Raw genomic sequence first — 24,193 nt, forward strand, 5'->3', positions numbered from 1 at the left:
CTGTCCCGATTCTCCCTCTTGATTCCTGTTCGGTTCCTCTCGGCGAGGCAAAGGGACGGTGATCCCTGTGGCGAACGGGCTCAGTCGGCCGCGAGCTGGGCCGGTGCCTCCGCCGCGATCCGCTCGAAGACCGACTGGTCGGCCTCGAAGATCGTGCCCGCGATCGGCCAGTGCAGGACGAGCTCGTCGATGCCCAGCTCGGCATGGCGGCCGGCGAAGTCCACAAAGGCGTCGACCGAGTCCAGCGGCCGGTCCGGCGTGAAGCCGGTCAGCAGGATCCTGGGCAGCTTCCCGGCGTCCCGCCCCTCCGCTTCGCAGGCCGCGCCCAGCCGCTCGATCTGCCCGGCGATCGCCGCCTGCGACTGCTCGGGGGTGCCCGAGGCGGACGCCTTGGGGTCACCGGTGGTGACCCACGCCTGGCCGTACCGCGCCGCCAGCCGCAGGCCGCGCGGACCGGTGGCGGCGACCGCGAACGGCAGCCGGGGCCGCTGCACGCATCCGGGGACGTTGCGCACCTCGTGCGCCTTGTAGTGCTCGCCGTCGTACGTGACGGCGTCCTCGGTGAGCAGCCGGTCCAGCAGGGCGACGAATTCGGCGAAGTGATCCGCGCGTTCGCGCGGCGTCCACGGCTCCTCGTCGCTGCCGAGCAGCGCGTGCGCGTCGAAGCCGTTGCCGCCCGCGCCGATGCCGAGCGTGATCCGGCCGTCGCTGATGTCGTCCAGCGAGATCAGCTCCTTGGCGAGGGTGACCGGGTGCCGGAAGTTGGGCGAGGTGACGAGGGTGCCCAGGCGCAGGCGGGAGGTCGCGGCGGCGGCCGCGGTCAGCGTCGGCACGGCGCCGAACCACGGGCCGTCCCGGAAGGGGACCCGCCAGGACAGGTGGTCGTAGGTGTACGCGGCGTGGAAGCCCAGCTCCTCGGCGTGCTGCCACACCTCCCGCCCGCCTTCGGACCAGCGTCGTACGGGCAGAATCACGGTGCTCAGTAGCATGCCTCCGAGCCTACGGCTGGACGCGCCGACCCGCCTTGTCAAGCTCATGCGCGCGACCCAGCGCACGCCTGTGCGCGCATATGCGGGAAGATGGCCTCGTGACTGATGGCCCTGTGACAGACGATCCCTCCGCCGAGCCGCCGCTGTCATCCGCGCGGACGCCGGCATCCGAGGCGCCGCCGCCATCCGCTCCACCCCGGCCGCCCGAGCCACGGCCCGTCCCGGAGCCGCCGTTGCCCGGCCGCCGCACCCGGCTGATCGCCACCGACCTCGACGGCACTCTGCTGCGGGACGACAAGACCGTCTCGGAGCGGACGATCGCGGCGCTCGCCGCCGCCGAGGAGGCCGGTATCGAGGTCTTCTTCGTCACCGGCCGGCCGGCCCGCTGGATGGACGTGGTCAGCGACCATGTGCACGGCCACGGCCTGGCGATCTGCGCCAACGGCGCCGCCGTCGTCGACCTGCACCGCGGCCGCCGCATCGTCGAGGTGCGCGCGCTGCAGCGGGACGCGGCGGTCTCCGTCGTGGAGGCGCTGCGCGCCGCGGCGCCGGGCACATCGTTCGCCGTCGAACGCACCGGCGGCATCCACTACGAGCCGCAGTACCCGCCGTTCCACCTCGACCCGGGCGCGCTGATCGCCCCGGTGGAGAAGCTGCTCGGCGAGGAGTTCGAGAAGGCGGGCGAGCCCGTCCTGAAGGTCCTCGCGCACCACTCCGAGCTGGACCCGGACGCGTTCCTCGCGCTGGCCCGCGAGGCCGCGGGGCACCTGGCGTCCTTCACCCGTTCCAGCCCCACCGCGCTCCTGGAGATCAGCGGCGCGGGCGTCAGCAAGGCCGGTACGCTCGCCCGCTGCTGTGCCGAACGGGGCATCACCCCGGACGAGGTGGTGGCGTTCGGTGACATGCCGAACGACATCGAGATGCTGGCCTGGGCGGGCACGTCGTACGCCATGTCCAACGCGCACCCGGACGTGCTGGCCGCGACCACGCACCGTACGGCGGGCAACAACGAGGACGGCGTCGCCGCCATCATCGAACGTTTGATCGAACGCCTGCTGCGGGAGCGGACCCGCGGCTGACCGCCGCCCGAACCTCACACCCCTACGCCGCGCTTCCGCAACCAGCGCAGGGGCTCGACGGCCATGTCCACACCGGGCCCGCGCCGCACTTCGAAGTGCAGGTGCGGCCCCGTGGAGTTGCCGGTGTTCCCGGAAAGGGCGAGGGGCTGCCCGGCGCGTACCCGCTGCCCCGGGCGCACCAGCACCGCCGACAGGTGCGCGTACTGCGTGTACGTGTGCGCGCCGTGCCGCACCACCACGTTGATCCCGAAGGGGCCGCCGCACTCCACCGTGGTCACCCGGCCCCGGCCCACGGACCGTACGGGCGTGCCTACAGGCACGGCGAAGTCCTGCCCCGTATGCCGGTGCGACCAGTGCGCGCCCGCGCCCCCGAACGAGGCCGACAGCGCGTACCCCGCCACCGGCCGGGTCCACCCCCGCGCGGACGGGGCGACGGCCGCGAGGGCCCCGGCGGCCGAGGACACCCCCTCCGACGGCCCGCCACAGCTGCCGGCCGCCTCCGTACCGGACTCCGCCGCACCGGCCACGAGCCGCCACAGCCGGCCGCGCGCCCGGTCCAGGCTGCGCCCGATGCGCTCCCGCTCCCCGGCCAGCCGCTGCTTCCTGGCGTCGAGCACCTGTGTGCGGCCGACCGCCGCGGCGCTCCCCGCGGCCAGGGCCCGGCTCGCCCGCAGCGCCGTACGCGCCTTGGCCGCCAGGGCGCGCTGCCGGTGCTCGGCGAGCCGATGGGCCCGCAGCACCTCCTCGGGGGCGGCCGAGGTCAGCGTGCGCACGGCGAAGGACAGCCCGCTGCCGGTGCGGTACTGCTGGGCCGCGATCAGCCCGGCGGTACGGCGCAGCTCAGCGGCGGTGCGGCGCTCCCTGCGCAGCCGCTCGGTCAGCTGCCGGGCCCGGACCCGTTCGGCCCTGGCGGCCCGCAGCCCGTACTCGTACGACCGCCCGGCCCTGCCCGCCGCCACGCCGAGCCGCAGCACCTCCAGGCGCGCCCTGGCCAGCCGGGCGGACCGCCCGCGCCCCACGACGTGACCGGGCCCGCCGCTCTCGTACCGCGCACCGCCGCCCTGCGGCGCCGCGGCCCCGCGCCGCGCCGCACGCTCGTGGCGGGCCGCACCGGCCGCCGGTACCGCGATCGCCCGGTGCGGCATGCCTGCCGGCCGCGCCGCCGCGCCTTCGTACGCGGTGGCAGCGGCGCCCGCGCCGACGGCCTCGCTGCCCGAAGGCAGCCCGCCGGGCAGCAGCCCGCCCAGCATGATCGTGAAGGCGCACACGACGGCACCGCGCCGGCGGGCCCGCGACCGGGCCGCCGGTGCCCGTCGCGGCGCGCGGGCCTCCTGACCGCACGACAGACCTGGATGCATGGGCCGATAGTTGCGCGATCAGGACGCCGGACCGCGGAGCGCGGTTCCGGCCCCGGACCGTAAGCCACCGAACGGAGCACAGCCGTCCGGCCACCTGGGGGAGCCGCCGGTCCGGCGCCGCGCCTTACAGCGGCGCCTCCCACGTCACCATCGTGCCCGCCCCCTCCTTGCCGAGCCCCGGCCCGTACGTACTGGACCCGCCCAGGGCCTCGGCCCGCCGCGCGAGGTTCTTCAGGCCGCTGCGCCGGCCGCCCTCCGGAATGCCCACGCCGTCGTCGGCGACGGTCAGCCGTACCGCGTCCCGCCCGTCCGGCAGCGTGGCCGTGGCGTCCACGACGACCTCGATCCGGGAGGCGTGGGCGTGCCGGAAGGCGTTGGACAGCGCCTCGCGGAGCGCGGCGACCAGGTTCTTGCCGGTCGACTCGCCGACCATGGCGTCCACCGGGCCGACGAAATTCACCGACGGCTGGAAACCCAGCGGCACCGCCGCCGTACCGATCTCGCGCAGCACCCGAGTACGCAGCCCCGAGGGCGCCTCGGCAGGCCCCTGCTGCAGGGCGAAGATGGCGGTGCGGATCTCCTGGATCGTCACGTCCAGCTCGTCCACGGCCTTGCCCACGCCCTGCCGCACCTCGGGCACCACGGCCCTGCGGGCCGCGCTCTCCAGCATCATCCCCGTGGCGAACAGCCGCTGGATGACCAGGTCGTGCAGGTCCCGGGCGATCCGGTCGCGGTCCTGGTAGACGGCCAGCCGCTCGCGGTCGCGCCGCGCGTCCGCGAGGACCAGCGCCAGTGCGGCCTGCGCGGCGAACTGCGCGGCCAGCGTGCGTTCCGCGGGGGTGAACTGCCGGGCGCCGCGCGCCCTGGGGGTGGCGAGGGTACCGAGGACGCGGCCGCCGCTCTTCAGGGGCAGCAGCATGCTGGGCCCGAAGTACGGCGCGACCTCGGTGATCATGCGGGGATCGGTCGCCGAGTCCTCGACGAACACCGGTTCGCCGGCGAGGAGGGTGGCGGTCACCGGGCTGTCGGGCGGGATCTGCGTACCCATGAGACGGGCCGGCTCGTCCGCCGCAGCGGCCACGATCTCCAGCCCGCCGTCCTCCATCGGCAGCAGCACGATCCCGGCGGCGGAGTCCGCCAGCCGCCGGGCCTGTTCGGCGACGACCGCCAGCGACTCGTCCACGTCGCTCCCGGCGAGCAGCGCGGTGGTGACGGCGGCGGCGCCGTCGATCCAGGCCTCGCGCTGCCGGGCCGCCGCGTACATCCGGGCGTTGCCGATCGCGAGGCCCGCCTCCGTCGCGAGGACCCGCAGCGTGTGCAGGTCACCCTCGCTGAACTCGCCGCCGTCGCGCTTCTCCGTCAGGTAGAGGTTCCCGAAGATCTCCCCCTGGACCCGGATCGGCACCCCGAGGAACGTCCGCATCGGGGGGTGCCCGGGCGGGAAGCCGGCCGCGCGCGGGTCCTGGGTCAGGTCGGCCAGGCGCAGCGGCCGGGGATCGTGGATGAGCGCGCCGAGCAGGCCCTTGTGGCCGTCGGGGAGCGCGCCGATGCGCCGGTGGTCCTCGGCGGTCACGCCGTACGTCACGAAGTCCGACAGGCCGTCCCGGGCCTGGTCGACGATGCCGATGGCCGCGTACCGGGCATCGGCCAGCTCCGCCGCGGTCTCCACGATGCGGTCCAGGGTGACGTGCAGGTCCAGCCCGGCGCCCACGGTCCGCATGGCCTCCAGCAGGCGCGGCAGCCGGGCGGTGATCTCGGGCGAGATCCCCTGAAGGCTGCGGGTGGCCTCCGTGGCCGCGTCCATCGTGTCGGCTTCGGCCCCCTGCACGGAGTCCTCCGGTACGAAGTCCTCCGGCACGGGGCCCTCCGGTACGGGGCCTTCCGCCGCCCCGGGTCCGTTCGCTGGTCCTGCCGTGGCTGCCATGCTCCGAGCCTAGTAAGTACCTTTTACCCTGGAAAGTCGCGATTACTGAGCTGGGGTGTGGTGAGGGGGCGGACGGAGCGTGGCACTACGGACGAGGCGAGGCTCTACGGGCGAGGCGCCCCTGCGGTGTATCGCGCGTCCGCCGCCCGCTCCCGGTCCCGCATGCTGCGGAACGGGCCGTCTGCCGCTGCCAGTTCCTCGTACGGTCCGCGCTGCACCACGCGCCCCTCGTCGAGTACGAGGATCTGGTCGACCGCCTCCAGGCCCGCGAGCCGATGCGTGATCAGCACCGTGGTCCGGCCGCTGGTCGCGTCCAGCAGGTCGGCGGTCAGCGCGTCGGCGGTGGCCAGGTCCAGATGCTCGGCCGGCTCGTCCAGCACGAGCACAGGGAAGTCGGCGAGCAGCGCGCGGGCCAGCGCCAGCCGCTGCCGCTGCCCGCCGGACAGCCGCGCGCCGTGCTCGCCGACCAGCGTGTCCAGGCCCTCCGGCAGCCCGCGTACCCAGTCGGCGAGCCGGGCCCGCTCCAGCGCGTCCCACAGGTCGGCTTCCGCGGCCTCGGTACGGGCCAGCCGGAGGTTCTCGCGCACCGAGCTGTCGAAGAGGTGGGCGTCCTGCGCGCACAGCCCGACCAGCCGCCGTACGTCGTCGCCCGCCACCTGCTGCGCGTCGACCCCGGCCAGCGTGTACGTACCGGCCTCGCGGTCCAGGAAGCGCAGCAGCACCTGCGCGAGGGTGGTCTTGCCCGAACCGGACGGGCCGACCACCGCGATCCGGCGGCCGGGCGCGAGCGTGAAGCCCACGCCGTCGAGCGCCGGCCGGTGCTGTCCGGGGTGGCGGGCCGTCAGCCCGCTCACGACCAGCGGGAACGGCGACTCCGGCAGCTCCTCGGGCGCGTCGGGCTCGCGTACCGGCGCCGGTGCGTCCAGCACCTCGAAGACCCGCTCGGCGGCGCGGCGGGTGCGCTGCCGGTACTGCACCGCGAGCGGCAGCCCGGCCACCGCCTCGAACGCGGCGAGCGGCGTCAGCACGACCACCGCCAGGCTCACCCCGCTCAGCCGCCCGTCGTGCACGGCATGCACACCGACGACCGCGGCGGCCGCGGCGGTCAGCCCGGTCAGCAGTGCGGTCAGCCCGGCCCCCGCACCGGCTGCCGCGGCGGACCGGGACGCGACCGCCGTGAGATCGCGGTCCGCGCGCCGGGTGCCGGCCAGCCGCTCCCGCAGGGCGCCCGCGACGGTCAGTTCGGCCGTACCGGTGAGGAGGTCCACGATGCGTGCGGCGAGCGCGCCGCGTGCCGGGGCCAGCCGCCGTTCGGCCCGCCGGGCCAGCGCGGCGGAGACCAGCGGCACGGCGACGCCCGCCAGCAGCAGGCCGGCGGCGAGCACCGCACCGGCCTCCGGCAGCAGCCAGGCGGTGAAGCCCGCCGAGCCGGCGCCGACCACGACGGCCGCGCCCACGGGCAGCAGCCAGCGCAGGAAGTAGTCCTGCCCGGCGTCCACGTCGGCCACCAGTCGGGACAGCAGGTCACCCCGACTGCGGTCGCGCAGACCGGCGGGGGCGAGCTTCTCCAGCCGCCGGTAGACCGCCACCCTTGCGTCCGCCAGCATCCGGAACACCGCGTCGTGCGCGACCAGTCGCTCGGCGTACCGGAAGACGGCCCGGCCGATGCCGAACGCGCGGGTCGCCGTGACCGCGACCATCAGGTAGAGCACCGGGGGGTGCTGCGAGGCCCTTGAGATCAGCCAGCCGGAGGTGGCCATGAGGCCTACGGCGCTGCCGAGTGCGCAACTGCCCAGCAGTAGCGCGAGGGCGAAGCGGGAGCGGTGCGCTCGCGCCGTGCTCCTGAGGCGCTTCAGGACGCGGGCTTGTGTCTGCGCCTCGGCGTCGTGGTCGGTGCCGGGCCCGGGGCTCCGGGGGTGGTCGTCGGACTGCTTCGCTTTACGTCCGACGACCACCCCCTGCGCCCCGGTCCCTTCCGTCGTCGGGGCGGCCGCGGGTGCGTTGTGGTGGCCGGGCAGTTGAATCACCCGGTCGGCCGCCTGCAGCAGAGCTGGGCGGTGGGCTACGAGGAGGACCGTGCGGCCCTCGGACAGCCTGCGTACGGCGTCCACCACGGATGCCTCCGTCTCACCGTCCAGGTTTGCCGTGGGCTCGTCGAGCAGGAGTACCGGGCGGTCGGCCAGGAACGCGCGGGCCAGTGCCAGGCGTTGGCGCTGGCCGGCGGAGAGGCCTGCGCCGGACTCGCCCAGGCGGGTGTCCGGGCCGTCGGGGAGGGCGTCGACGAAGTCGAGCGCACCGGCGTCGCGCAGCGCGGCCCGTACCGCCGTGTCGTCCGCGTCCGGGCGGGCCAGCCGTACGTTCTCGGCGACCGTGCCGGCGAACAGGTAGGGGTGCTGCGGTACCCAGGCGACGCGGCGGCGCCAGCTGTCGGGCGCGAGCGTGGCGAGGTCCACGCCGTCGACCAGCACGCGCCCGGCCGCGGGCTGCGTGAAGCCGAGCAGGACGTTGAGCAGGGTGGTCTTGCCGGCGCCGGACGGTCCCGTGAGCGCCACCGTCTCCCCCGCCGCCACCTCGAACGAGGTCTGCGGCAGGGAGGGTTCGGTGCGCCCGGAGTGGCGTACGACCAGGCCGTCCACGGTGATTCCGGTGCCGGCGGGTGCCTCGCGCGTCCCGTCGTGACCGGTCGTTTCCGTCTCCAGTACGGCGAAGATCTCCTCGGCGGCCGCCAGACCCTCGGCCGCCGCGTGGTACTGCGCGCCCACCTGCCGCAGCGGCAGGTACGCCTCGGGCGCCAGGATCAGCACCATCAGACCGGTGAAGAGGTCGATTTCGCCGCTGACCAGGCGGAAGCCGATGCCGACCGCGACCAGCGCGACGGAGATCGTGGAGAGGAGCTCCAGGGCGAAGGAGGACAGGAAGGCGATGCGCAGGGTGCGCAGCGTGGCCCGGCGGTACTCGCCGGTGATGGTGCGGATGGCCGCAGCCTGGGCCTTTGCCCGGCCGAAGACCTTGAGCGTGGGGAGGCCGGCGACGACGTCGAGGAAGTGCCCGGACAGCCGGGTCAGCAGCTTCCACTGCCGGTCCATCCGTGACTGGGTCGCCCAGCCGATGAGGATCATGAACAGCGGGATGAGGGGGAGCGTGACGACGATGGTCGCTGCGGAGATCCAGTCGCCGGTGACGATGCGGCCGAGCACGGCGACGGGGACGACGACGGCGAGACCGAGCTGCGGGAGGTATCGCGCGAAGTAGTCGTCGAGTGCGTCGATGCCGCGGGTGGCGAGGGTGGTGAGCTCGCCCGTGCGCTGAGTGCCGAGCCACGACGGGCCCAGCCCGGTGGCCTTCTCCAGCAGCCGGGTGCGGAGCTCGGACTTGACCGCGGCGCTCGCCCGGTGCGCGGCCAGCTCGGTCAGCCAGGAGACGAGCCCCCGGCCGACCGAGACCAGCGCGAGCAGCAGGACCGGTGTGGTCAGGTCGTCGAGCCGGAGGTCGCGCTGGAACGCCCCGACGACGACCTCGGCGATGAGCATCGCCTGGCCGATGACCAGGCCGGCCCCGGCAAGCCCGAGCACCACCACCGCGGCAAGGAAGAAACGGGTGGCGCGGGCGTACCGAAGCAGGCGCGGGTCGATCGGTTTCACGTGAAACATCCGTCCTGACGTACGTAACGGAAGGGGATCAGTGGGCGTCGGCGATGTGCTGGGTGCCGATGCGCTTGCGGAACACCCAGTACGTCCAGCCCTGGTAGAGCATCACGAGCGGAGCCGCGATGGCCGCGCACCAGGTGATGATCTTCAGGGTGTACGGGCTGGATGCGGCGTTGCTGACCGTGAGGTTCCAGCTCTCGTTCAGCGAGGACGGCATGACGTTCGGGAAGAGCGTCAGGAACAGCATCGCGACCAGGGCCGCGATGGTGACGCCGGAGAAGGCGAAGGACCAGCCCTCCCGTCCGAACATGTTGGCCACCAGTGCGGCGAGCAGCGCGACCGCCGCCACGACCAGCGCGACCAGGCTCTTGCCGTCGCCCTTGTCGATCTGCGTCCAGACCATGAAGACGAGCGCCAGCCCCATGGCGATCATGCCGAGGAACGAGGCCGTGACGCGTGCCCGCTCCCGGATCGGGCCCATCGTCTTCAGCGAGGCGAAGACCGCGCCGTGGAAGGTGAACAGCGCCAGCATGGCCAGGCCGCCGAGGAGCGCGTACGGGTTCAGCAGGTCGAGCAGGGTCCCGGCGTAGTTCTTGTCGGCGTCGATCTTCACGCCGCCCACGATGTTGCCGAAGATCACGCCCCACAGCACCGGCGGGAGCAGCGAGGTCCAGAAGATCGCGTTCTCCCAGTTGCGCTGCCAGCGCTCCTCGTCCCGCTTGTGGCGGTACTCGAAGGCCACTCCGCGCACGATGAGGCAGAGCAGGATCAGCAGCATCGGCAGGTAGAAGCCCGAGAAGAGCGTGGCGTACCACTCGGGGAAGGCCGCGAAGGTCGCGCCCGCCGCGGAGATCAGCCAGACCTCGTTGCCGTCCCAGACCGGGCCGATGGTGTTGATCAGGACTCGCCGCTCACGCCGGTCACGGGCGAGCAGCTTGGTGAGGACGCCGATCCCGAAGTCGAATCCTTCGAGGAAGAAGTACCCGGTCCACAGGAAGGCGATGAGGACGAACCAGACGTCGTGAAGGTGCACAGCTGCCTCCTAGTACGAGAAGGCCATCGGCCGGTCGGCGTCGCTGTCGTTTCCGCCGATCCTGGTGGGCGGGTTGAGGTCGGACTCCGACAGCTCCTGCGGTCCGGCCTTGACGTACTTGACGAGCAGCTTGACCTCGACGACGGCGAGGATCGCGTACAGCGTGGTGAAGACGGCCATCGAGGTGATCACCTCGCCCTGGGAGACGCCGGGGGAGACCGCGTCGGAGGTGCGCAGCACGCCGTAGACGACCCACGGCTGACGGCCCATCTCGGTGAAGATCCAGCCCCAGGAGCTGGCGATCAGCGGGAAGCCGATGGTGACCACGGCGAGCCGCCAGGCCCACTTGGCCAGCCCGTCCCCGAGCGCCCTGTCCTTGGTCAGCGCGAGATGCGGTACCTCGTCGTCGCCCGTCCGCAGCCGTTGCGAGAGCCAGAACTTCTTGCGGGTGAGCCAGAGGCCGGCCACGCCGAGGGCGAAGGAGGCCATGCCGAAGCCGATCATCCAGCGGAAGCCCCAGTAGGCGACCGGGATGTTGGGCCGGTAGTCGCCCGGCCCGAACTTCTCCTGTTCGGCCTTGTTCACGTCGTTGATGCCGGGCACGTACGAGGAGAAGTCGTCGTGGGCGAGGAACGAGAGCAGGCCGGGGATCTCCACCTCGACGGTGTTGTGCCCCTTCGCCACGTCCCCGTAGGCGAAGACCGAGAAGGGCGCGGGCGCCTGCCCGTCCCACAGTGCCTCGGCCGAGGCCATCTTCATCGGCTGCTGCTGGAACATGACCTTGCCCAGCAGGTCGCCGCTGACGGCGGTCAGCAGACCGGAGACGACCAGCGTCACCAGGCCGAGCCGCAGTGAGGTCCGCATGACCTTGATGTGCTTCTTGCGCATCAGGTGGAAAGCGGCGATGCCGACGATGAAGGCGCCGCCCGCGAGGAAGGCGGCCGTGAGCGTGTGGAAGACGACGACCAGGGTGGTGTCCTGCGTCAGCACCTTCCAGAAGTCGGTCAGCTCCGCGCGGCCGGTGGCCTTGTTGAGCTTGTAGCCGGTGGGGTGCTGCATCCAGGAGTTGGCCGCGAGGATGAAGTACGCCGACAGGATCGTGCCGATCGAGACCATCCACATGCAGAAGCAGTGGATCTTCTTGGGCAGCTTGTCCCAGCCGAAGATCCAGAGGCCGATGAAGGTGGACTCGAAGAAGAACGCGATGAGGGCTTCGAACGCGAGCGGGGCGCCGAAGACATCACCGACGAAGCGCGAGTAGTCGGACCAGTTCATGCCGAACTGGAACTCCTGGACGATGCCGGTGACGACACCCATCGCGATGTTGATCAGGAAGAGCTTGCCCCAGAACTTGGTCGCCTTGAGGTAGCGCTCCTTGCCCGTGCGGACCCACGCCGTCTCCAGTCCTGCCACCAAGGCGGCGAGAGAGATCGTCAAGGGCACGAAGAGGAAGTGATAGACGGTCGTGATGCCGAATTGCCATCGCGCCAGAGTCTCTGGCGCCAACGCCAGTTCCACGTCGATGTCTCCTTACGGTCGCCGTTCTCGCCACGCCCCTGCACCTTTTGTCCTACATAAAGGGGGACATAAAGGGAGACGCTTGTGAACGCGTTCACATTCACAAGCAATTATCTCCCATGACTTTCGGACAGCTCCCGTGGGGGGTACGTGACTACGGTCACGTGGTATTCCGTGGCCGAAGAATCCCTGATACGGCCTGACCGTAGCGGCCCGGAGACGCCGTTAGTGAACGTGTACGCGCCGAAATCCGTCGGCACCCCTTCCGCTCTTCTTCAACATATTGTTGAATTCAGCGCCATGCAGATACGCATCTCATGGCCCGCGGGACACCTGACCGCCACCCTGGCGGACACCCCGACCGCCGCCGCCCTGGAAGACGCGCTCCCGATCGGCTCCACCGCCCACACCTGGGGCGAGGAGGTCTACTTCACGACCCCCGTCTCGCCCGCCCGGGAGGCCGACGCGCAGCAGGTCGTCGACCCCGGCACGGTGGCGTTCTGGACCGACGGCGACGCCCTGGCCCTGCCGTACGGGCCGACGCCCATCTCCCGCGGGGACGAGTGCCGCCTGGCCTCCCCCTGCAACCTGCTCGGCAGCATCGACGGCGACCCGCGCCGGCTCGCCACGGTTCGCGACGGTGACCCGATCCGGGTCGAGCGCGTCTGAGCCACAGCCCCTCGCGGAACCGAAAAAGGCGGGTGGCCGCGGCCCCTAGGACCACGGCCACCCGCCGCACGCACGTTTCCGCGGCTCACAGCTCCTTGCGGAAGGCCTCCGCCGCCTGCAGGAAGATGTCGTTGCCCGCGGTCTCGCCGATCGAGACCCGCACGCCCTCGCCCGCGAACGGCCGGATCACGGCGCCCGCCTGCTCACAGGCGCGCGCGAAGTCCACCGTGCGCTCCCCCAGCCGCAGCCACACGAAGTTCGCCTGCGACTCGGGCACGGTCCAGCCCTGCTCGGCCAGCGCCCCGGCCACCCGGGTCCGCTCGGCCACCAGCGCGTCCACCCGCTCCAGCAGCGCCTCCTCGCTCCGCAGCGAGGCCACCGCCGCCTCCTGCGCGAGCTGGCTCACGCCGAACGGCACCGCCGTCTTGCGCAGCGCCGCCGCGACCGGCTCGTGCGCGATCGCGAAGCCGACCCGCAGCCCGGCGAGCCCGTACGCCTTGGAGAACGTCCGCAGCACGCAGACGTTCGGGCGGTCCCGGTAGAGGTCGATGCCGTCCGGCACGTCGGCGTCACGGATGAACTCGCGGTACGCCTCGTCCAGCACGATCAGCACGTCCGAGGGCACGGCGTCGAGGAAGCGCTCCAGCTCCGCGCGGCGCACCACGGTGCCGGTGGGGTTGTTCGGGTTGCACACGAAGATCAGCCGGGTCCGCTCGGTCACCGCGGCGAGCATCGCGTCGAGGTCGTGCACCTCGTTCTCGTCCAGCGGGACCTGCACGGACGTGGCGCCGGAGACCTGGGTGATGATCGGGTACGCCTCGAAGGAGCGCCAGGCGTAGATCACCTCGTCGCCCGGCCCGGCCGTCGCCTGGATCAGCTGCTGGGCCACGCCCACCGAGCCGGTGCCGGTCGCCAGGTGCTCGGCGGGCACGCCGAACCGCTCCGCCAGCTCCGCCGTCAGGCCGGTGCAGGCCATGTCCGGGTACCGGTTGAAGGACCCGGCCGCGGCCACCGCGCTCTCCAGGACGCCCGGCAGCGGCGGGTAGGGGTTCTCGTTGGAGGACAGCTTGTACGCCACCGGGCCGTCCGCCGCGGCCGGCTTCCCGGGCTTGTAGGTGGGAACGCCGTCCAGCGCCGCACGCAGCTTCGGGGTCTTCTCGCTCACCGCAGGTCCTCCTCGACCGTCCCGCTCGTCACCAATACTGCACACCTTATGAGGATTGAGCCGCGCGGCGTAGGGGCTTCCGCCCTCGACCCTTCTCCTGGGCATGCGCACGTCATATTCCCGCGACATGCCCAGCTCAGGGCGTAAGGCCTTTGCGGAGCGCCTCCCGCTCTGTCACGCGCCGGTGGCTCACGCCGTGGCGCGCATCACCCGTGAAGGTGACTTGAGACCTCTTCGATACCTGACGCAATGTGCAGGTCAACGGTATCGATCAGCGAGCAGAATCATGCTCTGACCTCCAACGTCCTTCCATTCAAAGGAGATTGACGGCCTTTCGGCATGCAGAAACGTGCCTTTCGACTGCGCATAAGGAAGCCCCGCGATGGCCCCCTCCGAGCCCTACTATCGGCTCGCCATGACAGCAGCAGGGAAGCACCAGGTGAGCCGGTCGACCGGACGCCGGTTGGGGCGGGCAGGCATCCGGGACGTGGCCGCCGCAGCCGGTGTCTCCATCACGACTGTCTCCGACGCGCTCAACGGCAAGGGCCGGCTTCCGGACGCCACCCGTCGCCACGTCCGCGAGGTGGCCGACCGGTTGGGCTACCGCCCCTCCGCAGCCGCCCGCACGCTCCGTACAGGCAAGTCAGGGCTGATCGGCCTGACCGTCACGACGTACGGGGATGAACCTTTCACCTTCACCGAGTTCGCGTACTTCGCCGAGATGGCGCGCGCCGCCACCTCCGCCGCACTGGCCCGTGGCTATGCCCTGGTCATCCTGCCCGCGACCTCCCGTCACGACGTCTGGTCCAACGTCGCCCTGGACGGCACGGTCGTCATCGACCCCGCCGACGGCGACCCGGTCGTCACCGAGCTCGTCCGGCACGGCATCCCCGTCGTCTCCGACGGGCGTCCGGGCGGCACCCTCCCCGTCACCGGCTGGGTCGACAACGACCACGAAGCAGCCGTCCTCGGCCTCCTCGACCACCTCGCCGACGCCGGCGCCCGCCGCATCGGCCTTCTCACGGGCACCACCACCGACACCTACACCCGCCTGTCCACCACCGCCTATCTCCAGTGGTGCGAGCGGGTCGGCCAGGACCCGGTCTACGAGTCCTATCCCGCGCACGACCCGTGTGCGGGCGCCGTCGCCGCCGACCGTCTGCTGGCCCGCCCGGACCGCCCGGACGCGGTCTACGGCCTCTTCGACCCGAACGGCACCGACCTCCTCGCCGCCGCGCGCCGCTACGGTCTCCGGGTCCCGGACGACCTCCTGCTCGTGTGCTGCAGCGAATCCACCGTCTACGCCAGCACCGAACCGCCCATCACGACCCTCTCCCTCAAACCCCGGCGCATCGGTACCGCCGTCGTCCAACTCCTCATCGACGCCATCGAAGGGCTCGACAACGGGCGCCCCGTCGAGCAGGTGATACCGACCGACCTGATCGTGCGCACCTCGTCCCAACGGAGGTCCCCACGTACGACGGTCAGCCCACCGCGCGGCCCGTCCGGCGACTGAGCATTCCGCCGGACGGCCACGGCCGCGAGGGGAAAAACAGGGCGAAGCCGGGAGAAAACAGCAGTGAACGCCGGGCTCAGAACGATTGACCACCCCCTGGTGCGTCACAAGCCGCGAGCGGCGTTCCTATGATGGGCGCACGACACCACGGACCGCCGTCGACCAGGCAAGGTCCGCGAGGTGCACGGCGGCGCGACGGTGGAGGGGTCGATGACTCAGGGGGCCGGTCTGGGACCCATGGTGCGGACCATGGCGGCACAACCTCCTGCGCCCGTTCCTCCTGGAACACCCGGGGCCGCACCGAACGGCCCCGCGCAGGAGGCGTACGCCCCCCAGGACGCGTACGCCCCGCAGGACGGGTACGCGCCGCCGGAGCAGTACGTCCCGCACGACGGGTACGTGCCGCACCCCCGCCAGGCCCCTCAGGACGGATACCTCCCGCCGCAGCCCGTCCCGGCTCCCCAGGACGGGCAGGCGGCATCTCAGGAGCGCCTCGACCCCGAGGTCCGCGTACGCACCAGGGCGCGGCCGTACGCCCGCCTCACCTACGGCACCGGCGCACAGGCCCCGCCGCCGGACCAGCTGCCCGCCGACTACACCCCCACCGAGCGCGACCTCCCCGTGGTCGGCCCGGACGGCACCCCCGTCACGTACACCGACACCCTGGTCGACCACCCCGCCCTCCACCTCCAGCAGGTCGGCGAGGGCGAGGCGGGCGGCCCGCTGTACGTCGTCGGTGACGTGCACGGCTACTACGACGAGCTGCGTGCCGCGCTGTTCGCCGAGGGTCTGATCGACACCGAGGGCCACTGGGCGGCCGGCAACGCCCGGCTGTGGTTCCTCGGCGACTTCACCGACCGCGGCCCGGACGGCATCGGCGTGATCGACCTGGTCATGCAGCTGTCCGCCGAGGCCGCTGCGGCAGGCGGCTACTGCAAGGCCCTCATGGGCAACCACGAGCTGCTGCTGCTCGGCGCCAAGCGGTTCGGCGACACCCCCGTGCAGTCCGGCGCCGGCACCGCCTCCTTCCAGGCCGCCTGGCTGCTCAACGGCGGCCAGAAGACCGACATGGACCGTCTCCAGGACCACCACCTGCAGTGGATGGCCCGGCTGGACGCCATGACGCAGGAGGACGGGCACCTCCTGGTGCACTCCGACACCACCGCGTACCTCGACTACGGCGACTCCATCGAGGCGGTCAACGACGCCGTCCACGACGTCCTCACCCGCAGCGACGCCAACGAGGTCTGGGACCTCTTCCGCAAGCTGACCAAGCGGTTCGCGTTCCGCGACGAGTCCGGCCCGCAGGCCGTGCTCGAACTGATCGGCACGTACGGCGGCGAGCGCATCGTCCACGGGCACAGCCCCATCCCGTACCTCCTCGGCGAGGTCGGCACCGAGGACGGCGAGAGCGAGGGCGTCGCGGTCGAGGAGCCGCACGTGTACGCCGACGGGCTCGCGGTCGCCATGGACGGCGGCGTCACGATGGCCGGAAAGCTGCTGGTCGTTCAGCTCCCCCTGACTGCCTGACCCGTATCGGGGCATGGGTACCGCAGGCCGGTAACCGGCCGGGCGGGGGCTGAGCGTGGGCACAGTAGACGGGCCGGGGGGCGGCCGGGGAAGGCTTGTCACGGCCGGAGCGAATTTCCGAAATCCTCTGTCACGCCGGACAGGGCGCGCTCTACCATCGGTCTATCCGTAGCAGGCTCTCCTCCGTTTCCCGCCAACTGCCCGGTTCATACCGGCCCGTACGGCCCTACGGAGCATCGGGGGATGCACATGAACAGCGCTCCGCACCTGCTGAACGAGGACCGCGAGGAATTCCGGCGGGCCCTCGACGAGGCTCTGCGCGCCGCGGCCGACCGCCCGGATCTCGCCGCGACAGGCATGCGCCTCAACACTGAGCAGCTGCGCACCATGGCGCTCAGCGCCACGACCGCCATCGCCGCGTGCGCGACGGCCGAATACCAGCATTACGTCTCGCTGCGCGCGGAGTTGCGCTCGCCCGCGTCCGCGCGCCCGGCCACGGCCGGTACCGAAGCGGGCGAGGGCGGTGGGAACGGCGCGGGCGGCGCCGGCGTCAACCTCGCCGCGATGGGCGAGGTCGCCGAAACCACGGGCGCCGGGCTGGCCGCGATGGTCACGGTCCTCGCGCCCGTCCTGGCGGGCATCGCCGCGGTCCTCTTCCTCCTCATCGGCTACGCCCTGCACACCGTCAGCCCCGACGAGGCCCTGGCGCAGCCGCTGATCAGCGTCGGCTGGGCGTTCGCCGGTCTGACCGCGGCGACGATCCTCATCGCGATGGGGGGCCTGCTCGTCACCGCGCTCCGGAACGGCTCCACGTCCCTGCGCGCCTCCCGCCCGAGCGAGCTCGCCCAGGAGGTCGACCGGGCCCGGGAGAAGTGGCGCGAGGCCCTCCTCGAACGCGGCCTGCGCCCGTTCCTGCTGGAGGCCCTGACGGCACCGGAAGCGCCACCGGGCCCGCACCCCGGCTCCTCCGCGGAGAAGCCCGCGAGCCCGCCGCGACCGGGCACGCCGGCCGCCCCGGCCGGCGCTGCCGACCGTGCGCCCGGTACGGCCCCGACGTCCGGTCCCGGTGGCCCGGCCGCCCCCGGCCCGCCGGCCGGCGAGCCCGCCGACGGCGACACCGACAGAAATCCGCCCGCGCCCTCGTCGCCCGCGGCGCCCGAAGCCGCCGGCCGCTTCGTCGTCCACCGCACCTCGGACGTCGGACGCATGCCGCCGCTCGGCTACACCCATCCGCGCTTCTCCGGCCCGGAGGACGATCACCGCGCCGCCGTCCGCCCCCGCTTCACCAGCCCCGACTTCACGAGCCCGGACTACGGCGGCCCGGACCACCAGCCGGAGTGAGCCGCGGCGGGCTCCGCCGGCACGGGTGCTGCCGCGCCGCCCGGCGGCTGTGGCAGGACAGCGCCGAGGGGCCCCGGCTCGTGCCAGGGCCCCTCGGCGGACGGGCGGTGCGCGGTGGCCGCGCTCAGGTCACTCCGCGATCGGCAGATACACCCGGTTGCCCGCTGCCGCGAACTCCTTGGACTTCTCGGCCATGCCCGCTTCGGGGTCGATCGCCAGGTCACCACCGTGTTCGCGGCGGATGTCCTGGGAGATCTTCATCGAGCAGAACTTCGGGCCGCACATGGAGCAGAAGTGCGCGGTCTTGGCCGGCTCCGCGGGGAGCGTCTCGTCGTGGAACGCGCGGGCGGTGTCCGGATCGAGGGCCAGGTTGAACTGGTCCTCCCAGCGGAACTCGAAGCGCGCGTCGGAGAGGGCGTCGTCCCACTCCTGTGCGCCCGGGTGGCCCTTCGCCAGGTCGGCCGCGTGTGCCGCGATCTTGTATGTGATGACACCGGTCTTCACGTCGTCGCGGTCGGGCAGGCCCAGGTGCTCCTTGGGCGTGACGTAGCAGAGCATCGCCGTGCCCCACCAGGCGATCATCGCGGCGCCGATACCGGAGGTGATGTGGTCGTACGCGGGCGCGATGTCGGTGGTCAGCGGGCCGAGCGTGTAGAACGGCGCCTCCTCGCAGATCTCCTGCTGGAGGTCGATGTTCTCCTTGATCTTGTGCATCGGGACGTGTCCCGGGCCCTCGATCATGGTCTGCACGCCGTGTGCCTTGGCGATCGTGTTCAGCTCACCGAGCGTCTTCAGCTCGGCGAACTGCGCCTCGTCGTTGGCGTCCGCGATGGAACCGGGGCGCAGCCCGTCTCCGAGGGAGAACGTGACGTCGTACGACGCGAGGATGTCGCAGAGTTCTTCGAAGTTCTCGTAGAGGAACGACTCCTTGTGGTGCGCCAGGCACCAGGCCGCCATGATCGAACCGCCGCGGGAGACGATGCCGGTCTTACGGCGGGCGGTGAGCGGTACGTACCGCAGCAGCACGCCGGCGTGGACCGTCATGTAGTCGACGCCCTGCTCGGCCTGCTCGATGACGGTGTCCTTGTAGATCTCCCAGGTCAGGTCCTCGGCTTTGCCGTCGACCTTCTCCAGCGCCTGGTAGAGGGGGACGGTGCCGATCGGGACGGGGGAGTTGCGCAGCACCCACTCGCGGGTGGTGTGGATGTTGCGTCCGGTGGAGAGGTCCATGACCGTGTCGGCGCCCCAGCGGGTCGCCCAGGTCATCTTCTCCACCTCCTCCTCGATGGAGGAGGTCACCGCGGAGTTGCCGATGTTGGCGTTGACCTTCACCAGGAAGTTCTTGCCGATGATCATCGGCTCGATCTCCGGGTGGTTGACATTGGCCGGCAATACCGCGCGACCCGCCGCGATTTCGTCCCGTACGAACTCGGGCGTGCAGTTCTCACGGACCGCGACGTACTCCATCTCCGCGGTGATCTCGCCGCGCTGCGCGTACGCGAGCTGCGAGACGGCGCCCTCGCGGGCCCGGCGTGGCTGCCGGGGACGGCCGGGGAAGACCGCGTCGAGGTTCTTCAGGCCGCCGCGCGGCGAGGTGTGCTTGAGGCCGTCGTCCTCCGGACGCAGCGGCCGGCCCGCGTACTCCTCGGTGTCGCCGCGGGCGATGATCCAATTCTCCCGCAGCGGCGCGAGGCCACGGCGGACGTCGGTTTCGATCTGGGGGTCGGTGTACGGGCCTGACGTGTCGTAAAGCGTCACGTGCTCGCCATTGGTGAGGTGCACCCTCCGGACCGGCACCCGCAGGTCGGGGCGCGAACCAGAGATGTAGCCCTTGTGCCAGCCGATCTGCTGCGTCTCGGCAGACTCGTCGGTGCCACCGTTTTCGGGCGTGCGTGCATCCTGCAGAGTCATTGAAGACCCACTCCCTACGCCGGCATTACCCGGTAACAGGTTCGGCGGTCGACGCAGCGGTTTCCGTCTGCTGAGGTTTCACGTGAAACCTCGCTGGGACGGAGATCAGCGCCCTCTCAGCCCGGTGCTCCGAGCTCCCGCGATTGCAAAGGTGCCACCACGGTAGCGGCCGATGCCGCGTGGTGAACAGGGGGCCCGGTGAGTTGTTGGATGATCGGGCGGTGACCTCCAACGAGCCCGAGCACCAGCCGCACGGCCATTCCCCCGCGTCCGGCACCCCGCAAGGACACGGCCACAGCCATGGACACAGCCACGGCCCCGCGACCCCCGTGTCCCGGCACCTGCGCAAGGTCATCGCCGCGGTACTGATCCCGTTCGCCCTGGCAGTGGGCGTGGGGCTGATCGCGCTGTGGCCCGGCGGCGCGCCCTCGCACAAGCCGTCCGGGGTGGGTTTCGACCAGGAGACCCAGACCGCGCGTGTCGTCCGCCTGACGAAGGTGAACTGCGCGGACGTCAATGCCCAGCAGCAGCAACAGATGCAACAGCAACAGCAGCCGTCGGGCCCGTCCGGCGGTGAGCAGCAGCAGGCGCAGAGCTGCGAGCAGGCGACCATCGAGGTCACCAGCGGCAAGGACACCGGACACCGCTTCAAGACCGTGGTGACGCCGGACGCTTCACGCCGCTACACCGAGGGCCAGGGCGTCGTGGTGGCGTACGCACCCAAGGCGCCGCGGAACCTGCAGTACTCCGTCACCGACGTGGACCGCTCGTTCCCGATGTGGGTGCTGGCGGCGGTGTTCGCCCTGGCGGTGGTGGTCGTCGGCCGGCTCCGCGGAATCCTGGCGCTGGTCGCGCTGGCGGCGAGCTTCGCGGTGCTCACGGTGTTCATCCTGCCCGCCATCCTGCAAGGGTCGAATCCCCTGCTCGTGGCGGTGATCGGAGGCAGCGCGATCATGCTCATCGCGCTGTATCTGTGCCACGGGCTGACCGCCCGGACGTCGGTCGCGGTGCTCGGCACGCTCGCGTCGCTGCTGCTGATCGGCCTGCTGGGGTCGGTCTTCATCGGCTGGGCGCAGCTGACGGGCAACACCGACGACCAGACGGGTCTCGTGCACAGCCTCTTCCCGGGCATCGAGATCCGCGGTCTGCTGCTGGCGGGGATCATCATCGGTTCACTGGGCGTGCTGGACGATGTGACGGTCACCCAGACGGCGGCCGTGTGGGAGCTGCGGGACGCCGATCCGACGGCGAGCCGGCGGCGGATCTACGGCGCGGCGATGCGCATCGGCCGGGACCACATCGCGTCGGTGGTGAACACGCTGGTGCTGGCGTACGCGGGCGCGGCCCTGCCGCTTCTGCTGCTCTTCTCGATCGCGCGGAGCAGTGTCGGTACGGTCGCCACCAGCGAGGTGGTGGCCGAGGAGATCGTCCGCACGCTGGTGGGCAGCATCGGGCTCGTCGCGTCCGTACCGCTGACGACGCTGCTGGCCGTGCTGGTGGTCTCGGCGGACCGCACCGGTGCGGTCGGGCGGCGGACGGAGTCCGGCCGGGCAGCCGGTCCGGGGCCCGGGCAGCCGGGCAGCAGGCGCGGCGGCCGGGGCCGCCGCCGCAAGCGCTGACGGGCCGGACCGGCGGTCAGCCCGCTTGCCGGGCGTTGGCGAGGATCCGGTCCAGCTCCGCGTCGAGCGTGCCGCAGACCTGCTCCTGGCCGAGCGGGACCAGCCGGTCCGTACGGTCCAGGAAGGCGACGATCGGTGCCGCGCCGACGCGGAAGAGCGCCTGCTCGGCACCCACCTGAAGGCTGACGAAGACGTCGCTGAGGTGCGCGCCCGAGACCGGCGCCACGTGGATGTCTCCCTCGCCGGCCGGCCGGCTCAGGCCGTCCAGGAGGAGTTCCCGGCTGAACGCCCAGGTGACCGGGGTGTCGCCGGGGAGGTCGAACGTGAAGCGCACGGCGTAGGGATCGGCGCTGTCGAAATCCAACTCCACCGGGATCCGGAAGGCGAGCTCCTCGGAGACGATGAAGCTCATCATCACTTCTGCCTGAACTGTCTGGCTCATCAACCACTGCCCCGCACTACTTGATCGAAGTGGCCGGTAATGATCCGCCGACCGCTATTGACGCCATCGTCGACCAGTTGCCGACAGATCACAAGGAGTAATTTTTCAGATACTGATAGAGAAGGCCAGCGTCATAAGGGTCGACTCTGCCATCCTCTGTACCTTTTCGGTTACGGACGGCAGTCGATCGCCCTCACCTGCGGGGAGGGAAATCGCCACCGTGGCCGCCGCCGAACCGACGTGAATGGGAATTGCCGCACAGACGGTGCCCACGGCATATTCCTCCCGTTCGACGGCGAGTTGGGACTTACGCACCGTATCCAAACGGTGCAGCAGATGATCTTCGCTGCGCACGGAATGCGGCGTGAGCGACTGGACTTGATAGCGCGCCAAGTGGTCTTTCCGCGCCTCCTCGTCGAGTTGGGCGAGCAGGCACTGGCCTATCGCGTGCGCGTGAGCAGTCGTACGGAAGTCCGCCCACTCGTCCACCGGCGGCCGGTCGGGATCGTCGCTCACCGCCACGACCTCCACCTCGCCCGCGCGGTACACCGCGAAGTAGACCGCGGCGCCCACTTCCCGGCCGATGTCCGAGAGCGCGTCGGAGATCCGGGTGTGCCGCCGGCGGCGGGCCCCGGCCCTGCTGATCAGCTCGGCTGCCTCCCCGAGGACGAACACCCCGTTCTCCCGCTGGAGATAGCCCTCGTGGGTCAGCGTGCGCAGCAGGTGGTACGTGGTCGGCAGGGGATAACCGGTCTCTCTGGCCAGCTGCTTGGCGGGGGCGCCGCGTGGATGCGCGGCCACCGCCTCCAGCAGCCGGAGCGCCCGCTGCACGGAGCCGATCAGGGTCGGGGGAGTCGTGGATGCGTCGTTCGCGATGACCAAGACCAACCCCCAGGACAGGTCGCCGGAGCCGGGACCCCGGGCCCGGGCCCCGCGCCCGTGCCGCGTGCGCTCCCCGGAAGCCCGTACGTTCCGCCCGGCAACAGCCGGACATTCCGTAACGCCGGCATCCGGAAGATGCCCCGCGTCCGCACTCTAACGTGAGCCCGCGGACGGCAGGTCGATTAGCTTGCGAATTACCTCAGGCGGCGCATTTCTTGACCGATCCGGAAGCCCGCCCGACGCGAGCGCCCCGGACATCTGTTCGCAGGGACAGAGAAAAGGCGTCCCGTTCCCCGGAGAGGGAACGGGACGCCCGGCCTTTCGGCGCGGCGGCACTCATCGACCGCCGCGTACGGAACTCACCACTCGCCGCGCGACGAGGAGGACGAACCGGTGAACCGGCGCACCAGGTAGACGACTCCGGCGATCAGCGCCACGGCCAGCAGGATCTTGAAGAGCAGTCCGATGAGGAAACCCACCACGCTGCCGATCAGCCCGCCGAAGACGACCACCAGGATGACGGGCACCGCGACCCACTTCACCCACCACGGAAGTCCCGCGAATATCTCCTTCACGGCCATTGCTCTGCCCCGCTTTCTTCGTCGTCGCCCGGTCCGCCCGGCACCTGTCCGATCTCTCCCCTGCACCCTCGATGCTAGGGCGGCCGTCGGACACATGGGGGCTCGCAGTCCCCGGCCGTCCCCTGAACCGTCCCCTACGGGATACGGAGGGCGCGCCTCGGCTTGCAGGGGGAGGCGGCCCCCGCGGCCTCAGCCCTCCGGCGGCGAGAAGATCACCATGACCCGCAGGTCCTCGGTGATGTGATGGAACTTGTGCGGCACCCCCGCCGGTACGTACACCACGCTGCCCCGCGCGACCTGCGTCGTCTCCACCCCCACCGTGATCGACGCGCGCCCGCTCACCACGAGGTAGACCTCGTCCTGGGCATGCGGCGACTGCGGATCACTGCTGCCGGCGTCCAGCGCGTACAGCCCGGCCGACATATTGCGTTCCCGTAGGAACTGCAGATAGGCGCCGTCGTTCGCGGCCCGTTCCGCCTCCAGCTCCTCCAGCCTGAACGCCTTCATCACCCGCGGCACCCCTCACTCGTTCCGTCGTGTCTGCGACGATCCCACCATGAGAAATTTTCTGGTCAAGACGATCGCCAACGCCGCGGCACTCGCGGTGGCCATCTGGCTGCTCAGCGACATCACGCTGACCGGGGCCAGCACCGGCAACAAGGTGTGGACGCTGATCCTGGTGGCGCTGATCTTCGGCGTGGTCAACGTCATCGTGAAGCCCGTGGTGAAGCTGCTCTCGTTCCCGCTCTTCATCCTCACCCTGGGCCTGATCACGCTCGTGATCAACGCTTTGATGCTGTTGCTGACGTCCTGGCTCGCCGGGAAGCTCGACCTCGCCTTCCACGTCGAGGGCTTCTGGACCGCGGTCCTGGGCGGCTTCATCGTCTCGATCGTTTCCTGGGCGCTGCACGTGATCCTGCCCGACGAGGACTGACTCGGGCCGCGCGCCCGCCCCGCAGCACACGCCCCTCCGCACCTCTGGACTCTTC

Annotated in this window: 19 protein-coding genes and 1 riboswitch; of the genes, 7 read left to right on the forward strand and 12 right to left on the reverse strand. The window is 71.4% G+C overall.

Features of this window, described 5'->3' with window-relative positions; all coding sequences use genetic code 11:
- Nucleotides 1-80: 80 nt before the first annotated feature.
- On the reverse strand, nucleotides 81-989 hold the full coding sequence (locus ABZ840_RS04590) for an LLM class flavin-dependent oxidoreductase (RefSeq protein WP_361553192.1): 909 nt from the start codon (nucleotides 987-989) through the stop codon (nucleotides 81-83).
- A gap of 233 nt (nucleotides 990-1,222) precedes the next feature.
- Between ABZ840_RS04590 and ABZ840_RS04595 the strand changes: the two genes are divergently transcribed.
- Entirely contained in the window at nucleotides 1,223-2,068 is an 846-nt protein-coding gene (locus ABZ840_RS04595; protein ID WP_361553195.1) for a Cof-type HAD-IIB family hydrolase, read from the forward strand.
- A 14-nt stretch (nucleotides 2,069-2,082) separates the two neighbouring features.
- Here the strand turns inward: ABZ840_RS04595 and ABZ840_RS04600 are convergent, their stop codons facing one another.
- The 5 genes from ABZ840_RS04600 to ABZ840_RS04620 form a co-directional block, all read right to left on the reverse strand.
- Entirely contained in the window at nucleotides 2,083-3,426 is a 1,344-nt protein-coding gene (locus ABZ840_RS04600; protein ID WP_361553198.1) for a M23 family metallopeptidase, read from the reverse strand.
- A 124-nt stretch (nucleotides 3,427-3,550) separates the two neighbouring features.
- Complete coding sequence (locus ABZ840_RS04605; protein WP_361553911.1) at nucleotides 3,551-5,230, reverse strand: GAF domain-containing protein; 1,680 nt, start codon at nucleotides 5,228-5,230, stop codon at nucleotides 3,551-3,553.
- A gap of 224 nt (nucleotides 5,231-5,454) precedes the next feature.
- Nucleotides 5,455-8,991: a thiol reductant ABC exporter subunit CydD gene (cydD, locus tag ABZ840_RS04610; RefSeq protein ID WP_361553201.1), complete on the reverse strand. Its 3,537-nt coding sequence runs from the start codon at nucleotides 8,989-8,991 to the stop codon at nucleotides 5,455-5,457.
- A gap of 37 nt (nucleotides 8,992-9,028) precedes the next feature.
- The gene (cydB, locus tag ABZ840_RS04615; protein ID WP_361553204.1) at nucleotides 9,029-10,030 is read right to left on the reverse strand and encodes a cytochrome d ubiquinol oxidase subunit II; all 1,002 of its coding nucleotides are present in this window, start codon (nucleotides 10,028-10,030) and stop codon (nucleotides 9,029-9,031) included.
- A 9-nt stretch (nucleotides 10,031-10,039) separates the two neighbouring features.
- Nucleotides 10,040-11,548 (reverse strand): cytochrome ubiquinol oxidase subunit I, encoded by a 1,509-nt coding sequence (locus ABZ840_RS04620; protein ID WP_361553207.1) that lies wholly within the window; start codon nucleotides 11,546-11,548, stop codon nucleotides 10,040-10,042.
- Nucleotides 11,549-11,848: 300 nt separating this feature from the next.
- Here ABZ840_RS04620 and ABZ840_RS04625 point away from each other — a divergent pair, with 300 nt between their 5' ends.
- Entirely contained in the window at nucleotides 11,849-12,217 is a 369-nt protein-coding gene (locus ABZ840_RS04625; RefSeq protein ID WP_361553210.1) for a cyclophilin-like fold protein, read from the forward strand.
- Nucleotides 12,218-12,302: 85 nt separating this feature from the next.
- Here the strand turns inward: ABZ840_RS04625 and hisC are convergent, their stop codons facing one another.
- The gene (gene hisC, locus ABZ840_RS04630; RefSeq protein WP_361553213.1) at nucleotides 12,303-13,382 is read right to left on the reverse strand and encodes a histidinol-phosphate transaminase; all 1,080 of its coding nucleotides are present in this window, start codon (nucleotides 13,380-13,382) and stop codon (nucleotides 12,303-12,305) included.
- 415 nt (nucleotides 13,383-13,797) lie between these two features.
- Here hisC and ABZ840_RS04635 point away from each other — a divergent pair, with 415 nt between their 5' ends.
- The 3 genes from ABZ840_RS04635 to ABZ840_RS04645 all read left to right on the forward strand — a co-directional run bounded on the left by ABZ840_RS04635 (nucleotide 13,798) and on the right by ABZ840_RS04645 (nucleotide 17,769).
- Nucleotides 13,798-14,898 (forward strand): LacI family DNA-binding transcriptional regulator, encoded by a 1,101-nt coding sequence (locus ABZ840_RS04635; protein WP_361553216.1) that lies wholly within the window; start codon nucleotides 13,798-13,800, stop codon nucleotides 14,896-14,898.
- 249 nt (nucleotides 14,899-15,147) lie between these two features.
- The gene (locus tag ABZ840_RS04640) at nucleotides 15,148-16,428 is read left to right on the forward strand and encodes a metallophosphoesterase (protein WP_361553219.1); all 1,281 of its coding nucleotides are present in this window, start codon (nucleotides 15,148-15,150) and stop codon (nucleotides 16,426-16,428) included.
- A gap of 249 nt (nucleotides 16,429-16,677) precedes the next feature.
- Entirely contained in the window at nucleotides 16,678-17,769 is a 1,092-nt protein-coding gene (locus ABZ840_RS04645; RefSeq protein WP_361553222.1) for a hypothetical protein, read from the forward strand.
- A 129-nt stretch (nucleotides 17,770-17,898) separates the two neighbouring features.
- Here ABZ840_RS04645 and thiC read toward each other — a convergent pair whose 3' ends face one another.
- Nucleotides 17,899-19,680, reverse strand: coding sequence for a phosphomethylpyrimidine synthase ThiC (gene thiC / locus ABZ840_RS04650; RefSeq protein ID WP_361553225.1), 1,782 nt, complete (start codon nucleotides 19,678-19,680; stop codon nucleotides 17,899-17,901).
- A riboswitch (TPP riboswitch) is annotated at nucleotides 19,675-19,831 on the reverse strand. Its footprint overlaps the gene before it by 6 nt.
- Nucleotides 19,832-19,901: 70 nt before the next feature.
- Here thiC and ABZ840_RS04655 point away from each other — a divergent pair.
- A complete protein-coding gene (locus tag ABZ840_RS04655) occupies nucleotides 19,902-21,299 on the forward strand; it encodes a YibE/F family protein (RefSeq protein ID WP_361553228.1) in 1,398 nt (465 codons plus the stop codon).
- Nucleotides 21,300-21,315: 16 nt separating this feature from the next.
- Here ABZ840_RS04655 and ABZ840_RS04660 read toward each other — a convergent pair whose 3' ends face one another.
- The 4 genes from ABZ840_RS04660 to ABZ840_RS04675 form a co-directional block, all read right to left on the reverse strand.
- Nucleotides 21,316-21,741, reverse strand: a complete 426-nt coding sequence (locus ABZ840_RS04660) for an SsgA family sporulation/cell division regulator (protein ID WP_346096119.1) — start codon at nucleotides 21,739-21,741, stop codon at nucleotides 21,316-21,318.
- 105 nt (nucleotides 21,742-21,846) lie between these two features.
- A complete protein-coding gene (locus tag ABZ840_RS04665; RefSeq protein ID WP_361553231.1) occupies nucleotides 21,847-22,623 on the reverse strand; it encodes an IclR family transcriptional regulator C-terminal domain-containing protein in 777 nt (258 codons plus the stop codon).
- A gap of 359 nt (nucleotides 22,624-22,982) precedes the next feature.
- Nucleotides 22,983-23,204, reverse strand: a complete 222-nt coding sequence (locus ABZ840_RS04670) for a DUF5326 family protein (RefSeq protein ID WP_361553234.1) — start codon at nucleotides 23,202-23,204, stop codon at nucleotides 22,983-22,985.
- 189 nt (nucleotides 23,205-23,393) lie between these two features.
- Nucleotides 23,394-23,711: a cupin domain-containing protein gene (locus ABZ840_RS04675; RefSeq protein WP_361553237.1), complete on the reverse strand. Its 318-nt coding sequence runs from the start codon at nucleotides 23,709-23,711 to the stop codon at nucleotides 23,394-23,396.
- A 49-nt stretch (nucleotides 23,712-23,760) separates the two neighbouring features.
- Between ABZ840_RS04675 and ABZ840_RS04680 the strand changes: the two genes are divergently transcribed.
- On the forward strand, nucleotides 23,761-24,138 hold the full coding sequence (locus ABZ840_RS04680) for a phage holin family protein (protein WP_361553240.1): 378 nt from the start codon (nucleotides 23,761-23,763) through the stop codon (nucleotides 24,136-24,138).
- The last annotated feature ends 55 nt before the right edge of the window (nucleotides 24,139-24,193 follow it).

It is taken from the genome of Streptomyces sp. NPDC047117 (assembly GCF_040643545.1).
Classification (GTDB): domain Bacteria; phylum Actinomycetota; class Actinomycetes; order Streptomycetales; family Streptomycetaceae; genus Streptomyces.

What these genes read in the sequence shown, in the direction of transcription:
- ABZ840_RS04590 (WP_361553192.1), bottom strand. Translation starts at nt 989, where the DNA reads ATGCTACTGAGCACCGTGATTCTGCCCGTACGACGCTGGTCCGAAGGC.
- ABZ840_RS04600 (WP_361553198.1), bottom strand. Translation starts at nt 3,426, where the DNA reads ATGCATCCAGGTCTGTCGTGCGGTCAGGAGGCCCGCGCGCCGCGACGG.
- ABZ840_RS04605 (WP_361553911.1), bottom strand. Translation starts at nt 5,230, where the DNA reads ATGGACGCGGCCACGGAGGCCACCCGCAGCCTTCAGGGGATCTCGCCC.
- ABZ840_RS04625 (WP_361553210.1), top strand. Translation starts at nt 11,849, where the DNA reads ATGCAGATACGCATCTCATGGCCCGCGGGACACCTGACCGCCACCCTG.
- ABZ840_RS04635 (WP_361553216.1), top strand. Translation starts at nt 13,798, where the DNA reads ATGACAGCAGCAGGGAAGCACCAGGTGAGCCGGTCGACCGGACGCCGG.
- ABZ840_RS04640 (WP_361553219.1), top strand. Translation starts at nt 15,148, where the DNA reads ATGGCGGCACAACCTCCTGCGCCCGTTCCTCCTGGAACACCCGGGGCC.
- ABZ840_RS04645 (WP_361553222.1), top strand. Translation starts at nt 16,678, where the DNA reads ATGAACAGCGCTCCGCACCTGCTGAACGAGGACCGCGAGGAATTCCGG.
- thiC (WP_361553225.1), bottom strand. Translation starts at nt 19,680, where the DNA reads ATGACTCTGCAGGATGCACGCACGCCCGAAAACGGTGGCACCGACGAG.
- ABZ840_RS04660 (WP_346096119.1), bottom strand. Translation starts at nt 21,741, where the DNA reads ATGAGCCAGACAGTTCAGGCAGAAGTGATGATGAGCTTCATCGTCTCC.
- ABZ840_RS04670 (WP_361553234.1), bottom strand. Translation starts at nt 23,204, where the DNA reads ATGGCCGTGAAGGAGATATTCGCGGGACTTCCGTGGTGGGTGAAGTGG.
- ABZ840_RS04675 (WP_361553237.1), bottom strand. Translation starts at nt 23,711, where the DNA reads ATGAAGGCGTTCAGGCTGGAGGAGCTGGAGGCGGAACGGGCCGCGAAC.
- ABZ840_RS04680 (WP_361553240.1), top strand. Translation starts at nt 23,761, where the DNA reads ATGAGAAATTTTCTGGTCAAGACGATCGCCAACGCCGCGGCACTCGCG.